Consider the following 17377-nt stretch of genomic DNA (forward strand, 5'->3'; position numbering starts at 1 on the left):
TTGGGTATAGATGTATCAAGCAGATGAGCGCACCGGGCTGGACTTGAGGCTGTTCCGTGTATGGAGCAAAGCTTCTATGGCCGTATTCGGAAATGTCAAAAAAGACATCGCAAGCCACGGCATTGAGCCGGAGCAATTCATTATTCTTGAGCTATTATACAGCAAGGGGCCACAGCCAATTACGAAAATTGGCGAAACCTTCTCCATTCCAACCGGAAGCATTACTTATGTCGTAGACAAGCTGGAGAAAAAAGGATACGTCAAGCGGCATCCTAGCCCGACCGATCGCAGAGCTTCCAATGCCGCGCTTACCGAATCGGGCACGCAGCTGTTTAATGAAATTTTTCCTAAGCATGCGGAAATGATTTCACGCAGCATGTCATTCATTGATGACTCGGAGAAAGAGCTGCTGATCCAGCTGCTCAAAAAAATCGGGCTTGGCGCAGAACAGCTAAGCTGATGCTTGTATAACGGCAGAGCTAATTCCGTCTAGTACCGAAAAAGGCCAATAGCCCCGCTAAATCATGAAGGCAAGCTTCGTGATCTAGCGGGGCTATTTTTCATAGGCATATTAAGCGGGGCTTAGTTCAAGCTCATCATTATCGTTGCTGTTAAACACATCGCGATCCAGCTCGCCTTCGGCTTGAGCGACGAGCACGGAAGTGACCGTCGTTCCCGTTGCATTGACAGCTGTGCGGCCCATATCAATAAGCGATTCGACAGCGACGACAAGTGCCAGTCCTTCCAGCGGCAGGCCAACGGCAGTGAGCACGACAGTTGTCGAGATGGAGGCAGGGCCCGGAACGCCAGCAACACCGATCGACGAAATGACGCTGACGAGCACGATCAGAATATACTCGGTAACGCCGAGTGGAATGCTGTAAATATGCGATACGAATACGGCAACTACGGCAGGCCATACGCCGCCGCAGCCGTTGAAATTCATCGTGGCGCCAAGCGGAGCGACGAAGCTGGCAACTTTAGGCGATACGCCGAGGCGCTTCGTAATGACCTCCAAATTGATTGGCAAAGTTGCGTAGCTGCTGCGTGTCGTAAACGCGACTGCAATGGTCGGATACGCCTTCTTGAAAAACCGCAGCGGATTCAGCTTGGCAACGAAGGAGATCAATCCGCCAAATACGAGCACGAAATGCAAAATGAGGGCAATGTAGGTGACGATAATAAGCATGCCGAGCGGTTTTAAGGTTTCAAGGCCATATTTGGCGGCCATCACGGCAATTAGCGCATAAACGCCGTATGGCGTGAAGCGAAGCACGAATTTGACGACCTGATGCAGCACCTCGGTGAGCGAGGCGAACAGCGCTTTGACAGGCTGGACGGCATCGGGCTTCTTCGCGCCAACCTTGACGATGGCAATGGCGATGAAGATGGCGAAGATCAGCACCGGAAGCACCTTGCCGGTTGCCGCTTCATTAATCGGATTGGAAGGCACCTGGTCCAAAATAACCTGGAAGAAGCTCGGCACCTCCCTAGCCTCAAAGCCTTCCGGCGAAGTCGCTTCAAAAGTGCCTGCCGGGTTCAGCGCTACGGCAACGAGCAGGCCGATAATAGCGGCGACACCTGTGGTGGCGAGAAACCATGACACGGTCTTGATACCGATCTTTTTCAGGAAAGCGATATTGGTGATGGAAATAATGCTGTTCACGACGAGCACGAAGACGAGCGGAATAACAATCATGCGAATTAAGCTGATATAGATGGAGCCGATTGTGCCAACCCCTTCAAATTGCAGCTCGAATTTATTGAAAATAATGCCGGCGACAAGTCCAAGGCCAAGCGCCAGCAGCACCCTCGTGCCGAAGCCTATGCGTTTCTTCGCGAGATAATAAAGCGCGGCGAGAATGATTGCCGATACGAGCAGCGATATCCAGTTGTTCTGAAAAGCGGCTACTAAATTGTTTTCCATCTTCAACATCCTTTCAGCTATGACGAGTAAGAATGTTATATAATTCCTACCTGTTTACTAAGTATTATAGTACGAAATGTAATATAGCACTCGTCTTTCGCTTCTGTCAATTATAAATTTGGCAAAAAAGAGGGAAACCGCTTACTTGCGGCTCCCCTCCTCAAATTCTTATTATGCTTAGATTTCTACGCGAAACGGCAGCTTTGCCGCCAGAGGACGGCAAAGCCGTTTACGCTTGGTCTGCTGGCGTTGCTTTTTTATAGGCCGCAGGCGTTTGCCCGGTTACTTTTTTGAACATGCGGTGAAAATGGGGCAGGCTCTCGAAGCCGCAGGCGTCGGCAATGAGCCGAATGTTCTCGTCGCTTGCCAGCAGCAGCTCCTTGGCGCGAATAATGCGCTTCGCCGTCACATAGTCGGTGACATTCATTCCGGTGAGCTGCTTAAATACGCGGGAAAAATGGGCTGGAGTGACCGCCGCCATTTGCGCCAATACGGACAAGCCGAGCGGGGCATCGGGATGCTCATCAATATAGTGGAGAATGTTCCGCATCCATAACGGGCCAATCAGCGGGCCATCCGCCTTGGCATATTCGCGGCTGCTCGCAATTATCCGGCGGTTCATCAGCAGCAAAATATGCTCCAACTGCAGCAATATCGCCTGCCGATAGCCGGGCTGCTGCTCGCGCTGCTCCAGCTCAAGCTCATCAATGAGCTGCACCAGCTTAAGCTGCTCCTGCATTGTCGGCTCAAATTTGTAGCGTTTATGCTTTTTGGCATGGTCGAAGCAGCGCAAATACGAGAAGGTATCTCCGAACGACGCCGTCTGGACGAATAAGGTGCTGAAAAAAATCGCCGTCGACGTCACCGGCTCCTCCTTGTCGGGAAACGAGCGATGTATCGTATTGCCCGGAATAATGAATAAATCGCCAGGCTTCATATCGTAAAAGGTTTGGTCAATAAAAAAAGTGCCTTTGCCCTCATAAATATAGACAAGCTCATACCAGTCATGCAGATGATCGGGCAGCTCCGTCTGCCAATGCTTGCGGTCACGGTAGACGAAATCGAAAGGAAATGAGCTGCCAACCTCGAACGGCTTGCGAAACGGCTTCATAAGCGAACGACTCCTCCTTGCGCCAGCATGGGCTAAGCGCGCAATGTTTCTATAGTCCAGCATAGCAAAAATCAAAATACAGTACAAATATGCAGGAATACGTTATTTTTAATATCATTATTGGCATTTATAATGAGATCAAAGGGATAGATAGCAGCGGGCGCAGGTTTCTGATTTAGAGCAGCTGCTGCTATGAAAACGTTAACAATTTTATGTTCATTTTAAAATATAGGAAAGTATATGATTTTGCTATCCTTTCTCTATATTTCTCGGACTGAAATGCGCTGCGCCGCCAAAGGACGGCGAAAACCGTTTCACCTTGTGTGAAAATATCGTTTTATAGGGGGCAGCAACGATGAGGATTGATGCGCATCAGCATTATTGGGCAATTGAGCGGGGCGATTACGGCTGGATTACACCAGAGGTACCTGTGCTTTACCGCGATTTTGGACCTGAGCATTTGCAGGCAAGCCTGAATCGGCATGGCATTAGCCATACGATCGCAGTGCAAGCCGCTCCAACGCTGGCTGAGACCGATTATTTACTCGCGCTGAGCGATCGCACGGAGTCGATTGCGGGAGTTGTCGGTTATCTCGACCTGTTCGATCCCGAGCATCTAAGCCATTTCGAACAATTTGAACGTCATCAGCGGTTCGTGGGGTTCCGCGTGATGATTCAAGAGCTGCAGGATGCGGGTGTGATTTTGCAGCAGACGTTCGTTGAGGCGCTGAAGGAGTATGAGCAGCGGGATACGCCTATTGACCTGCTCCTCACCTCGCATCAGCTTGATTCGCTCGTTCAGCTTATGAAGCAGGTGCCGAATTTGCGCGGTGTTATCGATCATTTGGCGAAGCCGCGTATTGCGGCGGGCGAGCTTGATCCTTGGCGCAGCCAGCTTACAGAGCTGGCGCGTTATCCAAAGCTGTATTGCAAGCTGTCAGGAATGGTCACAGAGGCAAGCCACGACAGCTGGCGGCCGGAGCATTTTATCGCGTATATTCGCCATGTGCTGGAGGTTTTTGGCCCGGACCGGGTCATGTTCGGCAGTGATTGGCCGGTGTGCCTGCTGGCGGCGGGCTATGATGAAGTTGTGGATGTGCTGGAGCAGGCGCTGCCAGCCTCTTGGGGAGATGCGGAGCGAAGCAAGCTGTTCGGACTAAATGCAAAGGAGTTTTATAAACTATGAGCCAGTTAAATAAGACGCTTCTGGGACAGGAAGACCGCGAACGGTACGAGGCGGTTCAAGCAGGGAAAATAACGGTGCTGCAAATCGGCGAAGGCAACTTTTTGCGCGGCTTTGCCGATTGGATGCTGCAGGAATGCCATAAGCAGGGGCTGTTCGGCGGTGGAGTCGCGGTGACGCAGCCGCGTCCAGGCGGCAAGCCGAAAATTGACGCTTTGGCCAAGCAGGATGGCCTTTATACGCTGGTCATTCGCGGATTGGAAAATGGCGCGGCTGTTGAGCGCAAGGAAGTCGTCACCGTATTTGCGAAAGCATTTGATCCGTATTCGGAGTGGGAAGCGCTGGTGCAGCTTGCGGAAAGCAAGGATTTGCGTTTCGTCGTTTCCAACACGACAGAAGCTGGACTTGCCTACAGGCCGGAGCCGCTGCAGGAAGGCCAGCCGATTCAGTCTTACCCGGGCAAGCTTGCTTATTTGCTGTATCGCCGTTTTCTCGCATTCGAAGGCGCTGCGGGCAGCGGCTTGATCTGCCTGCCTTGCGAGCTGCTGGAACGCAATGGCGACGAGCTGAAAGCTTGCGTCCTGCGCTATAGCGAGGATTGGGGCTTTCCGCAGGCGTTCAAGGAATGGGTGGAGCAGGACAATCGCTTCTTGAACTCGCTTGTAGACCGGATCGTGACGGGCTATCCTGATGAGCAGCAGGCGCAGCAATGGTTTGCGGAGTGGGGCTATGAGGACCCGATGCTGACGACAGCGGAGCCGTACCATTTTTGGGCGATTGAAGCGGAGCCGGAGCTGGATGAGCAGCTGCCGCTGCGCCGGGCAGGGCTGAACGTGCATTTTGTAGAGGATTTGAAGCCGTTTCAGCTGCGGAAGGTGCGGATACTGAATGGCGCCCACACGCTGATGACGCCGCTTGCGCTCGTTCATGGGCTGGAGCAGGTGCGCGAGGTGATGGAGCATACGGAGTTTGGCCCTTACGTTCGTGATGCAGTCGAACAAGAGATCATTCCTGCGCTGCCGCTGCCCGAGGGCGAGCTTAAAGATTATGCTGCTGCGGTGTATGAGCGGTTTCTCAATCCGTTCATTCGCCACCGGCTTGCCGATATTGCAATGAACAGCATCAGCAAGTTCAAGGTCAGGCTGCTGCCATCGCTGCTGGATTATGCAGATCGCGGCCAGCCAGTGCCTGTACGGCTGGTGCGCGCTTTTGCCGGATTGCTGCGCTACTATAAAGTAGAGAGCGATGGAGCAGGCTCATATACAGGTACGGATTTGCTCGGCACCGTCTACACGGTACGCGACGATGCCGGAGCATTAGCGGCGCTCGCAGCGGCGTGGGCTTTGGAAGACGCTGGTCAAGGCTCAGCAGCAGCGGCGGGCTCGGCACAAGCGCAAGCAGAGCGGCTGCTGGCGCTAAGCGAGCTATGGGGACGCGACTTGCAGGCAGTGCCAGGCTTGGTGGAAGCGGTAGCTTCACAATTAGAGGAACTGGAGCGTGGTGCACATGAATAACTGGGTTCGGCTTAATGAGAAGGATCAGGTCATTATTGCGCTTACGCCGCTTTCCCAAGGGGATAAGCTGACACTTGAAAATGGCAGGGAGCTGGAACTGCTCGAAGACGTGCCGAAAGGGCATAAAATCGCCTCTACTCCAATTCCACAGGACGCGCATGTACTCAAGTTTGGCTATTCCATCGGCATCGCCAAGTCGGATATTTCAGCAGGCAGCTGGGTGCATACGCATAACATTGGAACAGGGCTGAAAGGATTTTTGGAATATTCGTATGATCCGGCAAAGGGCCGCGAGGAATCGGCAGCGCCAGCTGCGAGCTCGGCGAATCGTGCGAACCAGACGTTTAAAGGCTATGTGCGGGATGGCGGTGAGGTCGGCATTCGCAATGAGATTTGGATTATTAATACGGTCGGCTGTATTAACAAAACCTGTGAAATCGTAGCGCGGCGCGCTGATGCGATGTATGCGGGCCGCGTCGATGGCGTTTATCATTTTGCCCATCCGTTTGGCTGCTCGCAGCTTGGCGATGATCTACAGCATACACAGAAGCTGCTTGCTTCGCTTGTGAATCATCCGAATGCGGCAGGCGTGCTCGTTATGGGACTCGGCTGTGAAAATAACCAGATCGACCTGTTTAAGCAGGCGATTGGCGACTACAATCCGGAGCGCGTCAAGTTTATTAAGTCGCAGGAGGTTGAAGACGAGCTGGAGGCTGCGCTTGAGGAAATCGACGCTCTCGTCGAATTCGCAGAACGCTTCAAGCGGGAGCCGGTACCGGTTGCGAAGCTCAAGCTGGGACTTAAATGCGGCGGCTCGGACGGCTTGTCCGGCATTACCGCCAATCCGCTTGTCGGAACAGTTTCGGATCGCCTAATTGAGGCGGGCGGCACAGCGATTTTGACCGAGGTGCCGGAAATGTTCGGTGCGGAAACGATATTGATGAATCGCGCAGACAATGAGCAGGTTTTTGGGAAAATCGTGCATTTGATTAACGACTTTAAGCAATATTTTATCCGTCATGATCAGGAAATTTATGAAAACCCTTCGCCGGGCAACAAGGCTGGCGGCATCAGTACGCTGGAAGAAAAGTCGCTTGGCTGTACGCAAAAGGGCGGTCACGCGCTGGTCAAGGACGTTGTGCCTTATGGCGAGCGGATTTCGCATACAGGCTTGAATTTGCTTGAAGCGCCGGGCAATGATCTCGTATCGGTAACGGCTTTGTCTGCGGGTGGCGCGCATATCGTGCTGTTTACGACAGGTCGGGGAACGCCGTTTGGCGGCCCGGTTCCGACAGTGAAGATCGCGACGAACAGCGAGCTGGCGGGACGCAAAAAGAACTGGATCGATTTCAACGCAGGACAGTTGCTCGAAGGCAAGACGATGAATGAGCTGACCGATGAGCTGTGGGATCAGCTGCTGGCGCTCGCTTCAGGCGAAGCGAAGACAAATAATGAACGCAACGGCTTTAAGGAAATTGCGATTTTCAAAGACGGCGTTATTTTGTAATCGGAGGGAAAACGATGAAATATCGCAAATTAGGCAAAACCGGACTGGATGTATCAGTACTCAGCTTCGGCGCATCTTCCCTCGGTTCAGTATTCCGGGAGACGAATGAGGAAGAAGCGATTCGTACCGTTCACAGCGCTTTGGATGCGGGCATCAACTATATCGACGTTTCGCCGTATTACGGACTAACGAAGGCGGAGACGGTGCTCGGCAAGGCGATTAAGGAGCTGCCCCGAGACAAGTTTCTGCTCTCAACTAAAGCAGGCCGATACGGCGTGGACAGCTTCGATTTTTCCGAAAGCCGGATTATTAGCTCTCTTGAAGAAAGCTTGCAGCGGCTCAATACGGACTACGTTGATTTTATGTTCCTTCACGATATTGAGTTTGTTACGCCTGAGCATGCAGCACAGGGCATTCCAGCGCTGCAAAAGCTCAAGGAGCAGGGTAAAATCCGCCATTATGGCATTTCCGGCTTGCCGCTGCAGCTATTCGAGAAATGGCTGCCGCATACGGAAGTCGATGTCATTTTATCCTATTGCCATTATTCATTAAATGATACGTCGCTGCTCGGCCTGCTGCCGCTCATTGAGCAGCACAATGTCGGCTTGGTCAGCGCGTCACCGTTGTCGATGGGTTTGCTTGGCACGAGAGGCACGCCTGATTGGCATCCAGCGAGCGCCGAGTTGAAGGCCGCCTGTCTGCGTGCTGCCGAGCATTGTGCAGCGCAAGGAATCGATATTGCGAAGCTGGCGATGCAGTTTGCAGTAGCGAATGAGCAAATTCCGACGACGCTGGTCAGTACAGCGAATCCAGAAAATATCCGCCGCAACGCGGCATGGATAGATGAGCCTATGGACGAGCGGCTGCTTAAGGAAGTGCTTGAATTGCTGGCGCCCGTTGCCAATGAAAGCTGGCTCAGCGGCTTGCCGGAATATAATGAGAAGATCGGCATCGGCGGGCAAAGGAGCACGACATCATGAAAGCCATTGTATGCGAGCAGCCAGACAGCCTCAAGCTGACGGAGCAGGAGCAGCCTGCTTTTGGCGGCGGCAGCGGCAGCGGTGAAGGTCCATTCGCAGCTGGCCCGGAGGATGCTATTATTCGCATTCGCCGCATCGGCATTTGCGGGACAGATATGCATGCCTACAAAGGCAATCAGCCTTTCTTTCAATACCCTCGTGTTCTCGGACATGAGCTGGCGGCTATTGTAGAAGAGGTTGGCGAAAATGTAGCCGGGCTTGTGCCAGGCGATCAAGTCAGTGTCATTCCATATATGCACTGCGGTACTTGCATCGCATGCAGACGCGGCAAAACAAATTGCTGCACCGCCATGCAGGTGCTGGGCGTTCATAGGGATGGCGGCATGCGCGAGCTTATTGCGGTTCCCGCCACCCATCTGATTAAGACGGATGGCTTGACGCTGGACGCGACGGCGATGCTGGAGCCGCTTAGCATCGGCGCCCATGCTGTGCGCCGTGCGGAGCTGGAAGCGGGCGAGACCGTGCTCGTCATCGGAGCAGGGCCGATCGGGCTTGGCGTCATGGCGTTTGCCAAGCACCGGGGAGCGCGTGTTATTGCGATGGATATTAATGAGGAGCGGCTTGCTTTTTGCAAGGATTGGGCTGGTGTTGATGAAACGGTTCATGCCTTGCAGCAGCCGAAAGAGCGGATCGCTGAGCTGACAGCGGGAGAATTTCCAACCGTCGTATTTGACGCAACGGGCAATGCCCGTTCGATGACGGATGCCTTCGCCCTGACAGCGCATGGCGGCAAGCTGGTCTATGTTGGACTCGTGAAGGCGGATATTGCCTTTCATGATCCCGAGTTTCACAAACGCGAGCTGACGCTAATGGGAAGCCGCAATGCAACGCGTGAGGATTTCGATATCGTCATTGAAGCGGTATCCAGCGGCAGCGTTAACGTAGACCGATTAATTACGCATCGCTCGTCCTTTGAAGGCATGCTTGATGTATTCGACGAGTGGCTGAAGCCGGAGTCGAAGGTCATTAAAGCGGTAGTCGAACTATAACCTGATTGTTGCTATTGCTCATCATGTACGACTTATGCTAAAGTAAGTTTAGCTTTTCTGATCCTGTGTGAGCTAAGCTTACGTAGATGGCATCGGCTGTGCAGGAATGATAATGAAGGGAGAGCTGCGGCTCTTCTTTTTTTATATAGAGACAGGCTTTTATCTATGGGATAAAGGGTTGTCTGGCAATAGCAGAGGGGGAAATGAAGGATGAGTATTGTAAATGATTTATTGTCATATAATGAGAAATTTGTTGAGGAAAAACGTTATGAACAGTTTCTGACCGACAAGTTCCCAGCGAAAAAGCTGGCGATTTTGACGTGTATGGATACTCGTCTTGTTGAGCTGCTGCCGCAAGCGCTGAATTTGCGCAATGGCGACGCCAAAATCATTAAAAACGCCGGCGCGATTTTGACTCAGCCGTTTGGTAGTGCGATGCGCAGTATTTTGGTCGCTGTCTATGAGCTGGGTGTAGAAGAAGTGCTCGTTATTGGGCATCACGGCTGTGGCATGAACAATTTGGATACGCAGGGCATGGTCAATAAATTCAAGGAAAACGGCATTTCCGAAGTCGTTATCGAGACGCTTGAGAGCTCCGGCATTAAGATGGACCGTTTCTTGAAGGGGTTCGATAAGGTAGAGGAAGGCGTCATGGACAGCATCGGCATTATTCGCAACCATCCGCTGATGCCTGCGCATATTCCTGTGCACGGCTTCGTTATTGATCCGGAGACAGGACGCCTTGATCTGGTGGATGAAGGATATAAGAAGGAATAATTTATTCGAAAAAATAGCATGTAAGCAAGCCCCTTTCGCATGAAGCGAGAGGGGCTTGTTCTTGTATGCTTAAGTTATGTGTACGTGGAGTTAAGCTTGACTCGTCTTCGCAGCCGTCGTAATCATCCACGGAATGCCGAATTTGTCTTCCAGCTGTCCGAACAGCGAACCCCAAAATTCCGGACTCAGCTCTTTTTTCACCGTTCCGCCCTCTGACAGCTTACTGAAAGCCTCATGAGCTTCCGCTTCGCCTTCGAATTCCAAGCTTAGATTAATGGCACTTCCATGGGTCAGCTTCTGGTACACAGCATCGCATAACATGAAATGAACACCAGCGGCCTTCATCTCAAGATGAAGGATTCTATCCTTTGCATCCTCTTGCGTATTCGGCAAATCCCCGAATTTCATAATGGAGATGATTTCCCCTCCAAGCGCCTGAATATAAAAATCAGCCTGTGCCTTAGCATCCTCAGAGAAAAAATAAGCAGTGAGCTTCGCCATTGTTCAGCTTCCTTCCCATTATGAAATGTATAGACTTGTACCTTATTTAGTATAGCCTATGTTTCGGAAATATCTTTATTTTTGATTGTTATGAGAATATTTCATTCAAGGAACTCGGAAGCTCCGTCAAGGAATAAGCCGCCTGAGCTGAATTTCCGTAAGGAGGAGCTTATTAGGTTGGTCGGGGCAGACTAATTTACTGAGGATTGGCCCGAGGAGCAGATGGTGCAAATCAAGTTTTTTCGCGGACATGACCTGTGTCCATATGCTAGTATTGTAATAAATCCCTGTTAGTTAGGTGGCGGTAAAGCCTGATGGTGCAGCGGATGTACATTCACTGGATCTTGGGGCAGGAAAGGGTATGATGAAGTGGCAACCATTAAAGATATTGCACAGCTGGCGAGCGTCTCAATCGCAACGGTATCGCGGGTGTTGAATTATGACCCTTCGCTGTCGGTTGGAGACGATACACGCAAGCGGATTTTTGAAATTGCGCAGGAGCTGAATTATAAAACGCTGCGCGAGCGCAATGGCACAGCAGCGAAAGAAATGACACGAATCGGCATCGTGAACTGGTATTCCGATCAGGAAGAGATGCTTGATCCTTATTATATGGCGGTGCGGCTCGGCGTGGAGCGGGAATGCTTTCAGCGTCAGATGGAAGTCGTCAAGCTGTTCCGGCAGGAGCGCTCATATTATAGCGAATGGGTCGGCGAATTGGACGGCATGATTGCGATTGGACGTTTTGAGAAGGAAGATCTCGACATGTTCCCCGCTTCTATGGACAAAATCGTATTCGTTGACTCTTCGCCGGATGATCAGCGCTTTGACTCGGTCATTATTGATTTGCGCAAATCGGTGACCGAGTTGCTGGATTATCTTGTCCATTTGGGCCATCAGCGAATCGGATACATTGGCGGGCATAATATCGTTAATAATAAGCGGGTACGCGATGAACGCGAAGTGACGCTGCGGGACTATTTGAAAAACAAAGATATTTTTCATCCCCAATTTATTTTCACTGGTGAAAATTTGTTTGCCGAGGATGGTTATGTGCAGATGTCCCGTGCGATTGAGAGTGGGGAGCTGCCGACAGCCTTTTTTATCGAAAATGATTCCATGGCCGTAGGCGTTTTGCGGGCCCTGCATGAGGCGGGAATTGAGGTGCCGGGCGCGGTGTCGCTCGTCGGCTTCAATGATATTCCGATCTCGGAATTTGTCCAGCCGCCGCTGACGACGGTCAAGGTGCATATGGAATATATGGGCGAGACAGCGGTGGAGCTGCTCGCGGAACGCTTGACCACGAAGCGATCGATTCCGAAAAAGGTCGTGATTCCGACGGCTTTGACGATTAGGAGCAGCTGCTCGGACGTATAATAACAGGGTGAAAAAGGCTCATCGCTGCATGAATGGTTTGGCTTCCCTTGCGGTTACCCCTCTTCAGCCTGTTTACGAGCAGGCCCCGTTATGATATAATGTGGGCATAAGTTAATATTCGGTCGGAGAAACGGAGACACCGCAGAAACCTTTTGCATTGCGCTAGATATTGCGCAGCTTAAGGTGTTTGCGGTTTTTTCGTTTTCTTTTTTTTCAGGATATTGCATAAGGACTAGCTGAAAAGGTGGAATAGACGATGAGCAGACAGACAGGATCGGCAAAACAAGGTGCTTTTAGCGCATTAAATAGGGAACAGCTTTATCGCAGTCTAGGCGAGGAAACCTTCGATTTGCTCGTTATCGGCGGCGGCATTACGGGAGCAGGCATTGCGCTTGATGCCCAGACGCGCGGTATCAAGACAGCGCTTGTAGATATGCAGGATTTTGCGGCAGGGACATCGAGCCGTTCAACGAAGCTTGTTCACGGCGGTCTGCGTTATTTGAAGCAGCTGGAAATCGGCGTTGTAGCGGAAGTTGGCAAAGAGCGTGCGATTGTATATGAGAACGGGCCGCATGTGACGACGCCCGAGTGGATGCTGCTGCCTTTTTACACAGGCGGCACCTTCGGCAAATTCTCGACCTCGCTCGGCCTGCGCGTGTATGATTTTCTGGCTGGCGTTAAACGCGGCGAGCGCCGGAAAATGTTCAGCGTAGACGAGACGATGAGCAGAGAGCCGCTGCTGAAGCGCGAAGGCATGAAGGGCGGCGGCTATTATGTGGAATACCGCACCGATGATGCGCGTCTGACGATTGAAGTGATGAAGAAGGCTGTAGATATGGGCGCTCTGGCGATCCCTTATGTGAAGGTGGAATCGTTCATTTATGAGGATGGCAGAGTTGTTGGCGCTAATGTGCGCGATCTGCTGTCTGGAGCCGAGAGCAAGGTGCGTGCCGTTAAGGTTGTCAATGCGACAGGTCCATGGGTCGATACACTGCGCGAGCAGGATGGCTCGAAGCAGGGCAAAACGGTTCATTTGACTAAAGGGGTGCATTTGGTATTTGACCAATCGCGCTTCCCGCTGCACCAAGCGGTCTATTTCGATACGCCAGACGGACGTATGGTGTTCGCGATTCCGCGTGACGGCAAAACGTATATCGGCACGACCGATACGAACTATAAGGCAGATAAGGCGCATCCGCGCATGACGAAGCAGGATCTGGACTATATTTTGCAGGCGGCGAATTTCATGTTCCCTTCGATCAAGCTGAAAGCCTCCGACGTGGAATCGAGCTGGGCTGGCCTCCGTCCGCTCATTCACCAAGAAGGCAAAGACCCTTCGGAAATATCGCGTAAGGATGAGGTATTCGTCGCGGGGTCTGGGCTGATCTCGATTGCAGGCGGCAAGCTGACGGGCTATCGCAAAATGGCGGAAAGCGTCGTGAACACGGTAAGCACGCAGCTTACAGCGGAAGGGCGCAGCGGCATTCGCCCAAGCGGCACGAAAAATCTGCCTTTGTCGGGCGGCGACTTCGGCGGCTCCTCCCATTTCCCAGCCTTCGTTGCCAAGAAAACGGAGGAAGGCGTTCGTGCGGGGCTGTCTCGTGCAGAGGCTGAGCGGCTTGCCCGCCATTTTGGCACCAATGTGGACCGAGTCATTGGCCTTATCCCGCAATACAAAGGCCAGGCAACAGCTAGCGGCCAAGAGCTTCCGCTCAGCCTGCGCATTGAGCTGATGTACGCTCTGGAATATGAGCTGACGACAAAACCGGCGGATTTCTGGATTCGCCGTACAGGCAATCTGCTGTTTGACCGCGCTCGCGTTCTGCAGTGGAAGGAAGCGGTGCATGCCGAGATGGCCGCGCTGTTCGGCTGGTCGGAAGAGACGAGCGCAGCTTATGCTGCCGAGCTGGAGCAGGAGCTGCATTATGCAGTGACGCCAGTGGAGCAGGAATAGGAACTAGCAGATGTAGCAGTAGCAGTAGCTGTAGTAGTAGCAAAATTAAAGTGAATGAGCATCACAATAACAGCAATATAGCGGCAAAACGGACAACAGCCAGTATGTATGCACAAGCCGCTGCCGCCTACTAAATAAGCTTCCTTTATACACCATTCGTGTATGAAGGGGGCTTATTTTTTTGATGCCTTTTTATTGAAATTAAGGTTGTTCTATTAATAAACAAACTTAAAAAGTCGATATATATTTTATTATTATAGTATAAGTATGTAAATTAGTCCTGTTATATATCATTTAGACTGTAACATTATTCCCTGTACTATAACTTTATGGTACAGCTGGAGCTTAGGCAGATTGAAGGAGATGACATAATGGCCTTATTTTCCGTTAGCTATGAAGAATTGCGAATACTTCCTTTTGACATGAGATTGCATCATGTGCTGCTCGTCAAGAAAGTTCATGATCACGCCAAATTGACGTTTACGGGCATCATTCCGGAGGAAAAGGAGGATTATTATGTTCGAATGGCGGATGATCAAACCCCTATCGAGCTTCTTTATACCGAAAAAAGCGGGAAGCAGCATCGGCTGTTTCATGGCATGATCATGAAGCTCCACGTTCGCGTAGAAAACCACGTTTATTGGCTGGAGGCGGAAGCCGTGTCGCATACACACGCGATGGATCTCAAGCCGCAAACCCGCTCCTTTCAAAATCAAGCGATGCTCCTCCCTGATCTCATGCAGCAAATCAGCAGCTATTATCCCAAAGGACAAACGTTCAATACGTTCGATGAAAATAAAAAGCTCGGTGCCTATACGCTGCAATATCAGGAAACCGACTGGCAGTTTTTGAAGCGTCTCGCTTCCCGCTATCATTCGGTGCTTGTTCCAGTTACGACCGAGGATTGCATCCGCGTGTATATAGGTATTCCAGACAATCGGGACGCTGGCAAGATAGAGGCGACGCACTACCGGATGTACAAGGACTTGGTTGCTTATAAACAAGAAGCGTCAATGGAAAAGTCCGGCCTTAGCGAGCAGGACTATATTTGCTACGAAATCGTGCTGAACAATCGGGTGCTTGAGCTGGGCGATAAAGTGACGTTCAAAGGGCATAAGCTTCATGTATTTGAGGTGCGCACGGAAATGCAGCAGGGGCTGCTCAGCCATCGGTATACGCTTTGCTTGAAGAGCGCGGCTTATCGCCGCAAGCGGCATAATGCCAAGCTGATTGGCGCGTCGATTTCGGGGAAAGTGATGGAGGTTGTGCGCGACGAGGTGAAGGTACAGCTTGATTACGATCAGAACTGGAGACTTGCCATTGCCAGCCCATTCCCTTATTCCACGATGTATGCGTCGGATGATCAGACAGGCTGGTACTGCATGCCGGAGAAAGGCGACAGCGTGCGGATTTATTTTCCGAATGCGAAGGAGGCCGAAGGGATTGCGCTTAGCTCGGTGCGGAAGAAGGTGCCGGAGGAAGCGATGAGTGCGGCGGTTTCGTCTGGGTCAGGAAGTGGCGGGGCGTCCGGATCGGCTGGATCAACAGGCGGGAAAAGCCAAAATGTAACGACGACGGTCGTACAGCAGGAGCAGCTGCAGCCGGTCATTAATTACGATAAGGATTTGAAGGACGATTTGATGGCGAATCCGAATACGAAGTTTTTGCTGACGCCAACAGGGCAAAAGATCACGTTCGAGGAAGATAAAATCACCATCACGGGCGCGACCGGAGGTGCCACGATTACGCTGACAAGCGCAGGCACGATCATTTTGAACTGTGAAAATAAAATTATGCTGCAAGCGAGCAAGCAGATAGAGATGGTTGGCGAATCGATCATGATGGTGGCGAACCAGATCGAAATGTCCACGAAGGATGGCAACGGAGGAATTACGATTGACCAAGGCCAGGTCGTCATTAAAGGGATTGAAGTGCTGATGAATCAGTAGGGAATGAACACCATAGATAGGAGAACAAGCGATGCACGATATGGAAGTGTGGCAGCATTTTTTAGAAGAGGATGTTATCCCGCAGCGCAATGCGCAAATTCGGGCGTTGCATCATTATTATGTGAAAAATAAAGCGTTGATCGCGGCAGAGTTCACCGCGCTGTTTGACCGATTTTGCCAAGCGGTGCTGGCTCGTCAGCAGGAAGGGCTTTTGCAGAAATGCGCCTATATCCACATCTCCTTGCTGCGGACAAGTCTGAGCGAAGGGCATCCGGTCTATATGCTCGAAGCGAGCGACAGGGAGACGGATGGCAAGGTGGGGCTGACTTCTTTTCGCTATGAGGCGGGGTGGATTTATGGCTTCGCAGAGGCTTGGGATCAAGGCTGCGAGGAGCGGCGTAAACGGTATATGGCCCAGCCTGCCATGCTGGCTGCTGCATCTCCNGAGACGGATGGCAAGGTGGGGCTGACTTCTTTTCGCTATGAGGCGGGGTGGATTTATGGCTTCGCAGAGGCTTGGGATCAAGGCTGCGAGGAGCGGCGTAAACGGTATATGAACCGGATTGAGCGCCATTCGTTTGAGGTTTGGATGAAGGAGCAGCTGTATCCGTTTCATGTGTATATGGTGCATGCAGCGCGGTATGCGATGGATGCGATTCGGGAGCTGGCTTCTTTTCAGGAGATCGAGAAGGATGATTCATTTGAGGTGCGCGTAGGCGAATACCGGGATCAAGAGGTTAGCGAGTCGGTCTATTGCGTGAAGGAGCGTCAGCGGACGTCGATTACGTGCAAGGGCTGGCTGGAAAACAAGCTGGATCAGGACTATATCTATGAGCATATCGCGGGCGTGAACCTAATGCGAGGGGAGTACGAAGGAATCGATGTGAATTATACGAGATTTGAAGAGGTGACGCTGACGGGCAGCACGCTTGCGAACAGCCGGATGCTGGGCACAAGATTCNGGGGAGTACGAAGGAATCGATGTGAATTATACGAGATTTGAAGAGGTGACGCTGACGGGCAGCACGCTTGCGAACAGCCGGATGCTGGGCACAAGATTCGAGCGGTGTGTGTGCGATCAGGCGGATTTTCAAGATTGCCTCTTATATGATGCCGATTTTCGCCATTGCGACCTGACCTATGCGCGGTTCGATGGCGTCCTCGGCAATCGGGACTATGTGGCAGAAGCACATGGTCTGGTGTTCGGGATGAACGGCGTGCAGTTCCAAGGGGCAGATCTGACGTATGCGAGTTTTCGGGGTGCGAAAATCGCGGCAGATTTTACGGGAGCCGAGCTGCTTGAGGTGGATTTCACTGGAGCAGATTTAACGGGCAGCCGGATGCTGGAGCGGGATGCGCTGCGGGTGGAGCTGACGGAGGAGCAGCGGCAAATGATTTGCTGGGTAAAGGAGCCGGTGCATGAGCATGCGTAGAGAGTGGGGAGAAGAAGGGGAATGGCACTCGCATGAGCTGGAGGCAGGGATGGAATATTTCGTGCTGGAGCATGATCGGCGCTTGCCGGCGAACGGGGCGAACCTGGCTTTTCCC

14 protein-coding genes are annotated in these 17377 nt (G+C 51.9%); 11 read left to right on the top strand and 3 right to left on the bottom strand.

Features of this window, described 5'->3' with window-relative positions:
- Nucleotides 1-10 precede the first annotated feature (10 nt).
- Nucleotides 11-460, top strand: a complete 450-nt coding sequence (locus tag ASF12_RS10800) for a MarR family winged helix-turn-helix transcriptional regulator (RefSeq protein ID WP_056033864.1) — start codon at nt 11-13, stop codon at nt 458-460.
- Nucleotides 461-571: 111 nt separating this feature from the next.
- On the opposite strand, the gene ASF12_RS10805 is transcribed toward ASF12_RS10800, so the two are convergent.
- Complete coding sequence (locus tag ASF12_RS10805) at nt 572-1927, bottom strand: dicarboxylate/amino acid:cation symporter (protein WP_056033867.1); 1356 nt, start codon at nt 1925-1927, stop codon at nt 572-574.
- A 229-nt stretch (nt 1928-2156) separates the two neighbouring features.
- Complete coding sequence (locus ASF12_RS10810) at nt 2157-3038, bottom strand: AraC family transcriptional regulator (RefSeq protein ID WP_056033870.1); 882 nt, start codon at nt 3036-3038, stop codon at nt 2157-2159.
- Nucleotides 3039-3393: 355 nt separating this feature from the next.
- Here ASF12_RS10810 and ASF12_RS10815 point away from each other — a divergent pair, with 355 nt between their 5' ends.
- From ASF12_RS10815 to ASF12_RS10840, 6 genes are all read left to right on the top strand, one after another.
- Entirely contained in the window at nt 3394-4224 is an 831-nt protein-coding gene (locus ASF12_RS10815) for an amidohydrolase family protein (protein WP_056033872.1), read from the top strand.
- A complete protein-coding gene (locus ASF12_RS10820; protein WP_056033875.1) occupies nt 4221-5735 on the top strand; it encodes a tagaturonate reductase in 1515 nt (504 codons plus the stop codon). The genes ASF12_RS10815 and ASF12_RS10820 overlap by 4 nt, the downstream gene beginning before the upstream one ends.
- Complete coding sequence (locus ASF12_RS10825; RefSeq protein ID WP_056033878.1) at nt 5728-7242, top strand: UxaA family hydrolase; 1515 nt, start codon at nt 5728-5730, stop codon at nt 7240-7242. The genes ASF12_RS10820 and ASF12_RS10825 overlap by 8 nt, the downstream gene beginning before the upstream one ends.
- 14 nt (nt 7243-7256) lie before the next feature.
- Nucleotides 7257-8222 carry an aldo/keto reductase gene (locus tag ASF12_RS10830; protein WP_056033880.1) on the top strand — a complete coding sequence of 322 codons (966 nt, stop codon included), beginning with the start codon at nt 7257-7259 and terminating at the stop codon, nt 8220-8222.
- Entirely contained in the window at nt 8219-9271 is a 1053-nt protein-coding gene (locus ASF12_RS10835; protein ID WP_056033882.1) for a zinc-binding alcohol dehydrogenase family protein, read from the top strand. Before ASF12_RS10830 ends, ASF12_RS10835 begins: the two co-directional genes overlap by 4 nt.
- A gap of 210 nt (nt 9272-9481) precedes the next feature.
- Entirely contained in the window at nt 9482-10048 is a 567-nt protein-coding gene (locus ASF12_RS10840) for a beta-class carbonic anhydrase (protein WP_056033885.1), read from the top strand.
- Nucleotides 10049-10138: 90 nt separating this feature from the next.
- Here the strand turns inward: ASF12_RS10840 and ASF12_RS10845 are convergent, their stop codons facing one another.
- Complete coding sequence (locus tag ASF12_RS10845) at nt 10139-10549, bottom strand: VOC family protein (RefSeq protein WP_056033888.1); 411 nt, start codon at nt 10547-10549, stop codon at nt 10139-10141.
- Nucleotides 10550-10918: 369 nt separating this feature from the next.
- Here ASF12_RS10845 and ASF12_RS10850 point away from each other — a divergent pair, with 369 nt between their 5' ends.
- From ASF12_RS10850 to ASF12_RS36520, 4 genes are all read left to right on the top strand, one after another.
- Nucleotides 10919-11926, top strand: a complete 1008-nt coding sequence (locus ASF12_RS10850; RefSeq protein ID WP_056033891.1) for a LacI family DNA-binding transcriptional regulator — start codon at nt 10919-10921, stop codon at nt 11924-11926.
- Nucleotides 11927-12182: 256 nt separating this feature from the next.
- Nucleotides 12183-13880 (top strand): glycerol-3-phosphate dehydrogenase/oxidase, encoded by a 1698-nt coding sequence (locus ASF12_RS10855; protein WP_056033894.1) that lies wholly within the window; start codon nt 12183-12185, stop codon nt 13878-13880.
- A 371-nt stretch (nt 13881-14251) separates the two neighbouring features.
- Entirely contained in the window at nt 14252-15829 is a 1578-nt protein-coding gene (locus ASF12_RS10860; protein WP_056033897.1) for a contractile injection system protein, VgrG/Pvc8 family, read from the top strand.
- 1007 nt (nt 15830-16836) lie between these two features.
- Nucleotides 16837-17262, top strand: a complete 426-nt coding sequence (locus ASF12_RS36520) for a pentapeptide repeat-containing protein (RefSeq protein WP_442952524.1) — start codon at nt 16837-16839, stop codon at nt 17260-17262.
- Nucleotides 17263-17377 lie beyond the last annotated feature (115 nt).

It is taken from the genome of Paenibacillus sp. Leaf72, assembly GCF_001422685.1.
Lineage (GTDB): Bacteria > Bacillota > Bacilli > Paenibacillales > Paenibacillaceae > Pristimantibacillus.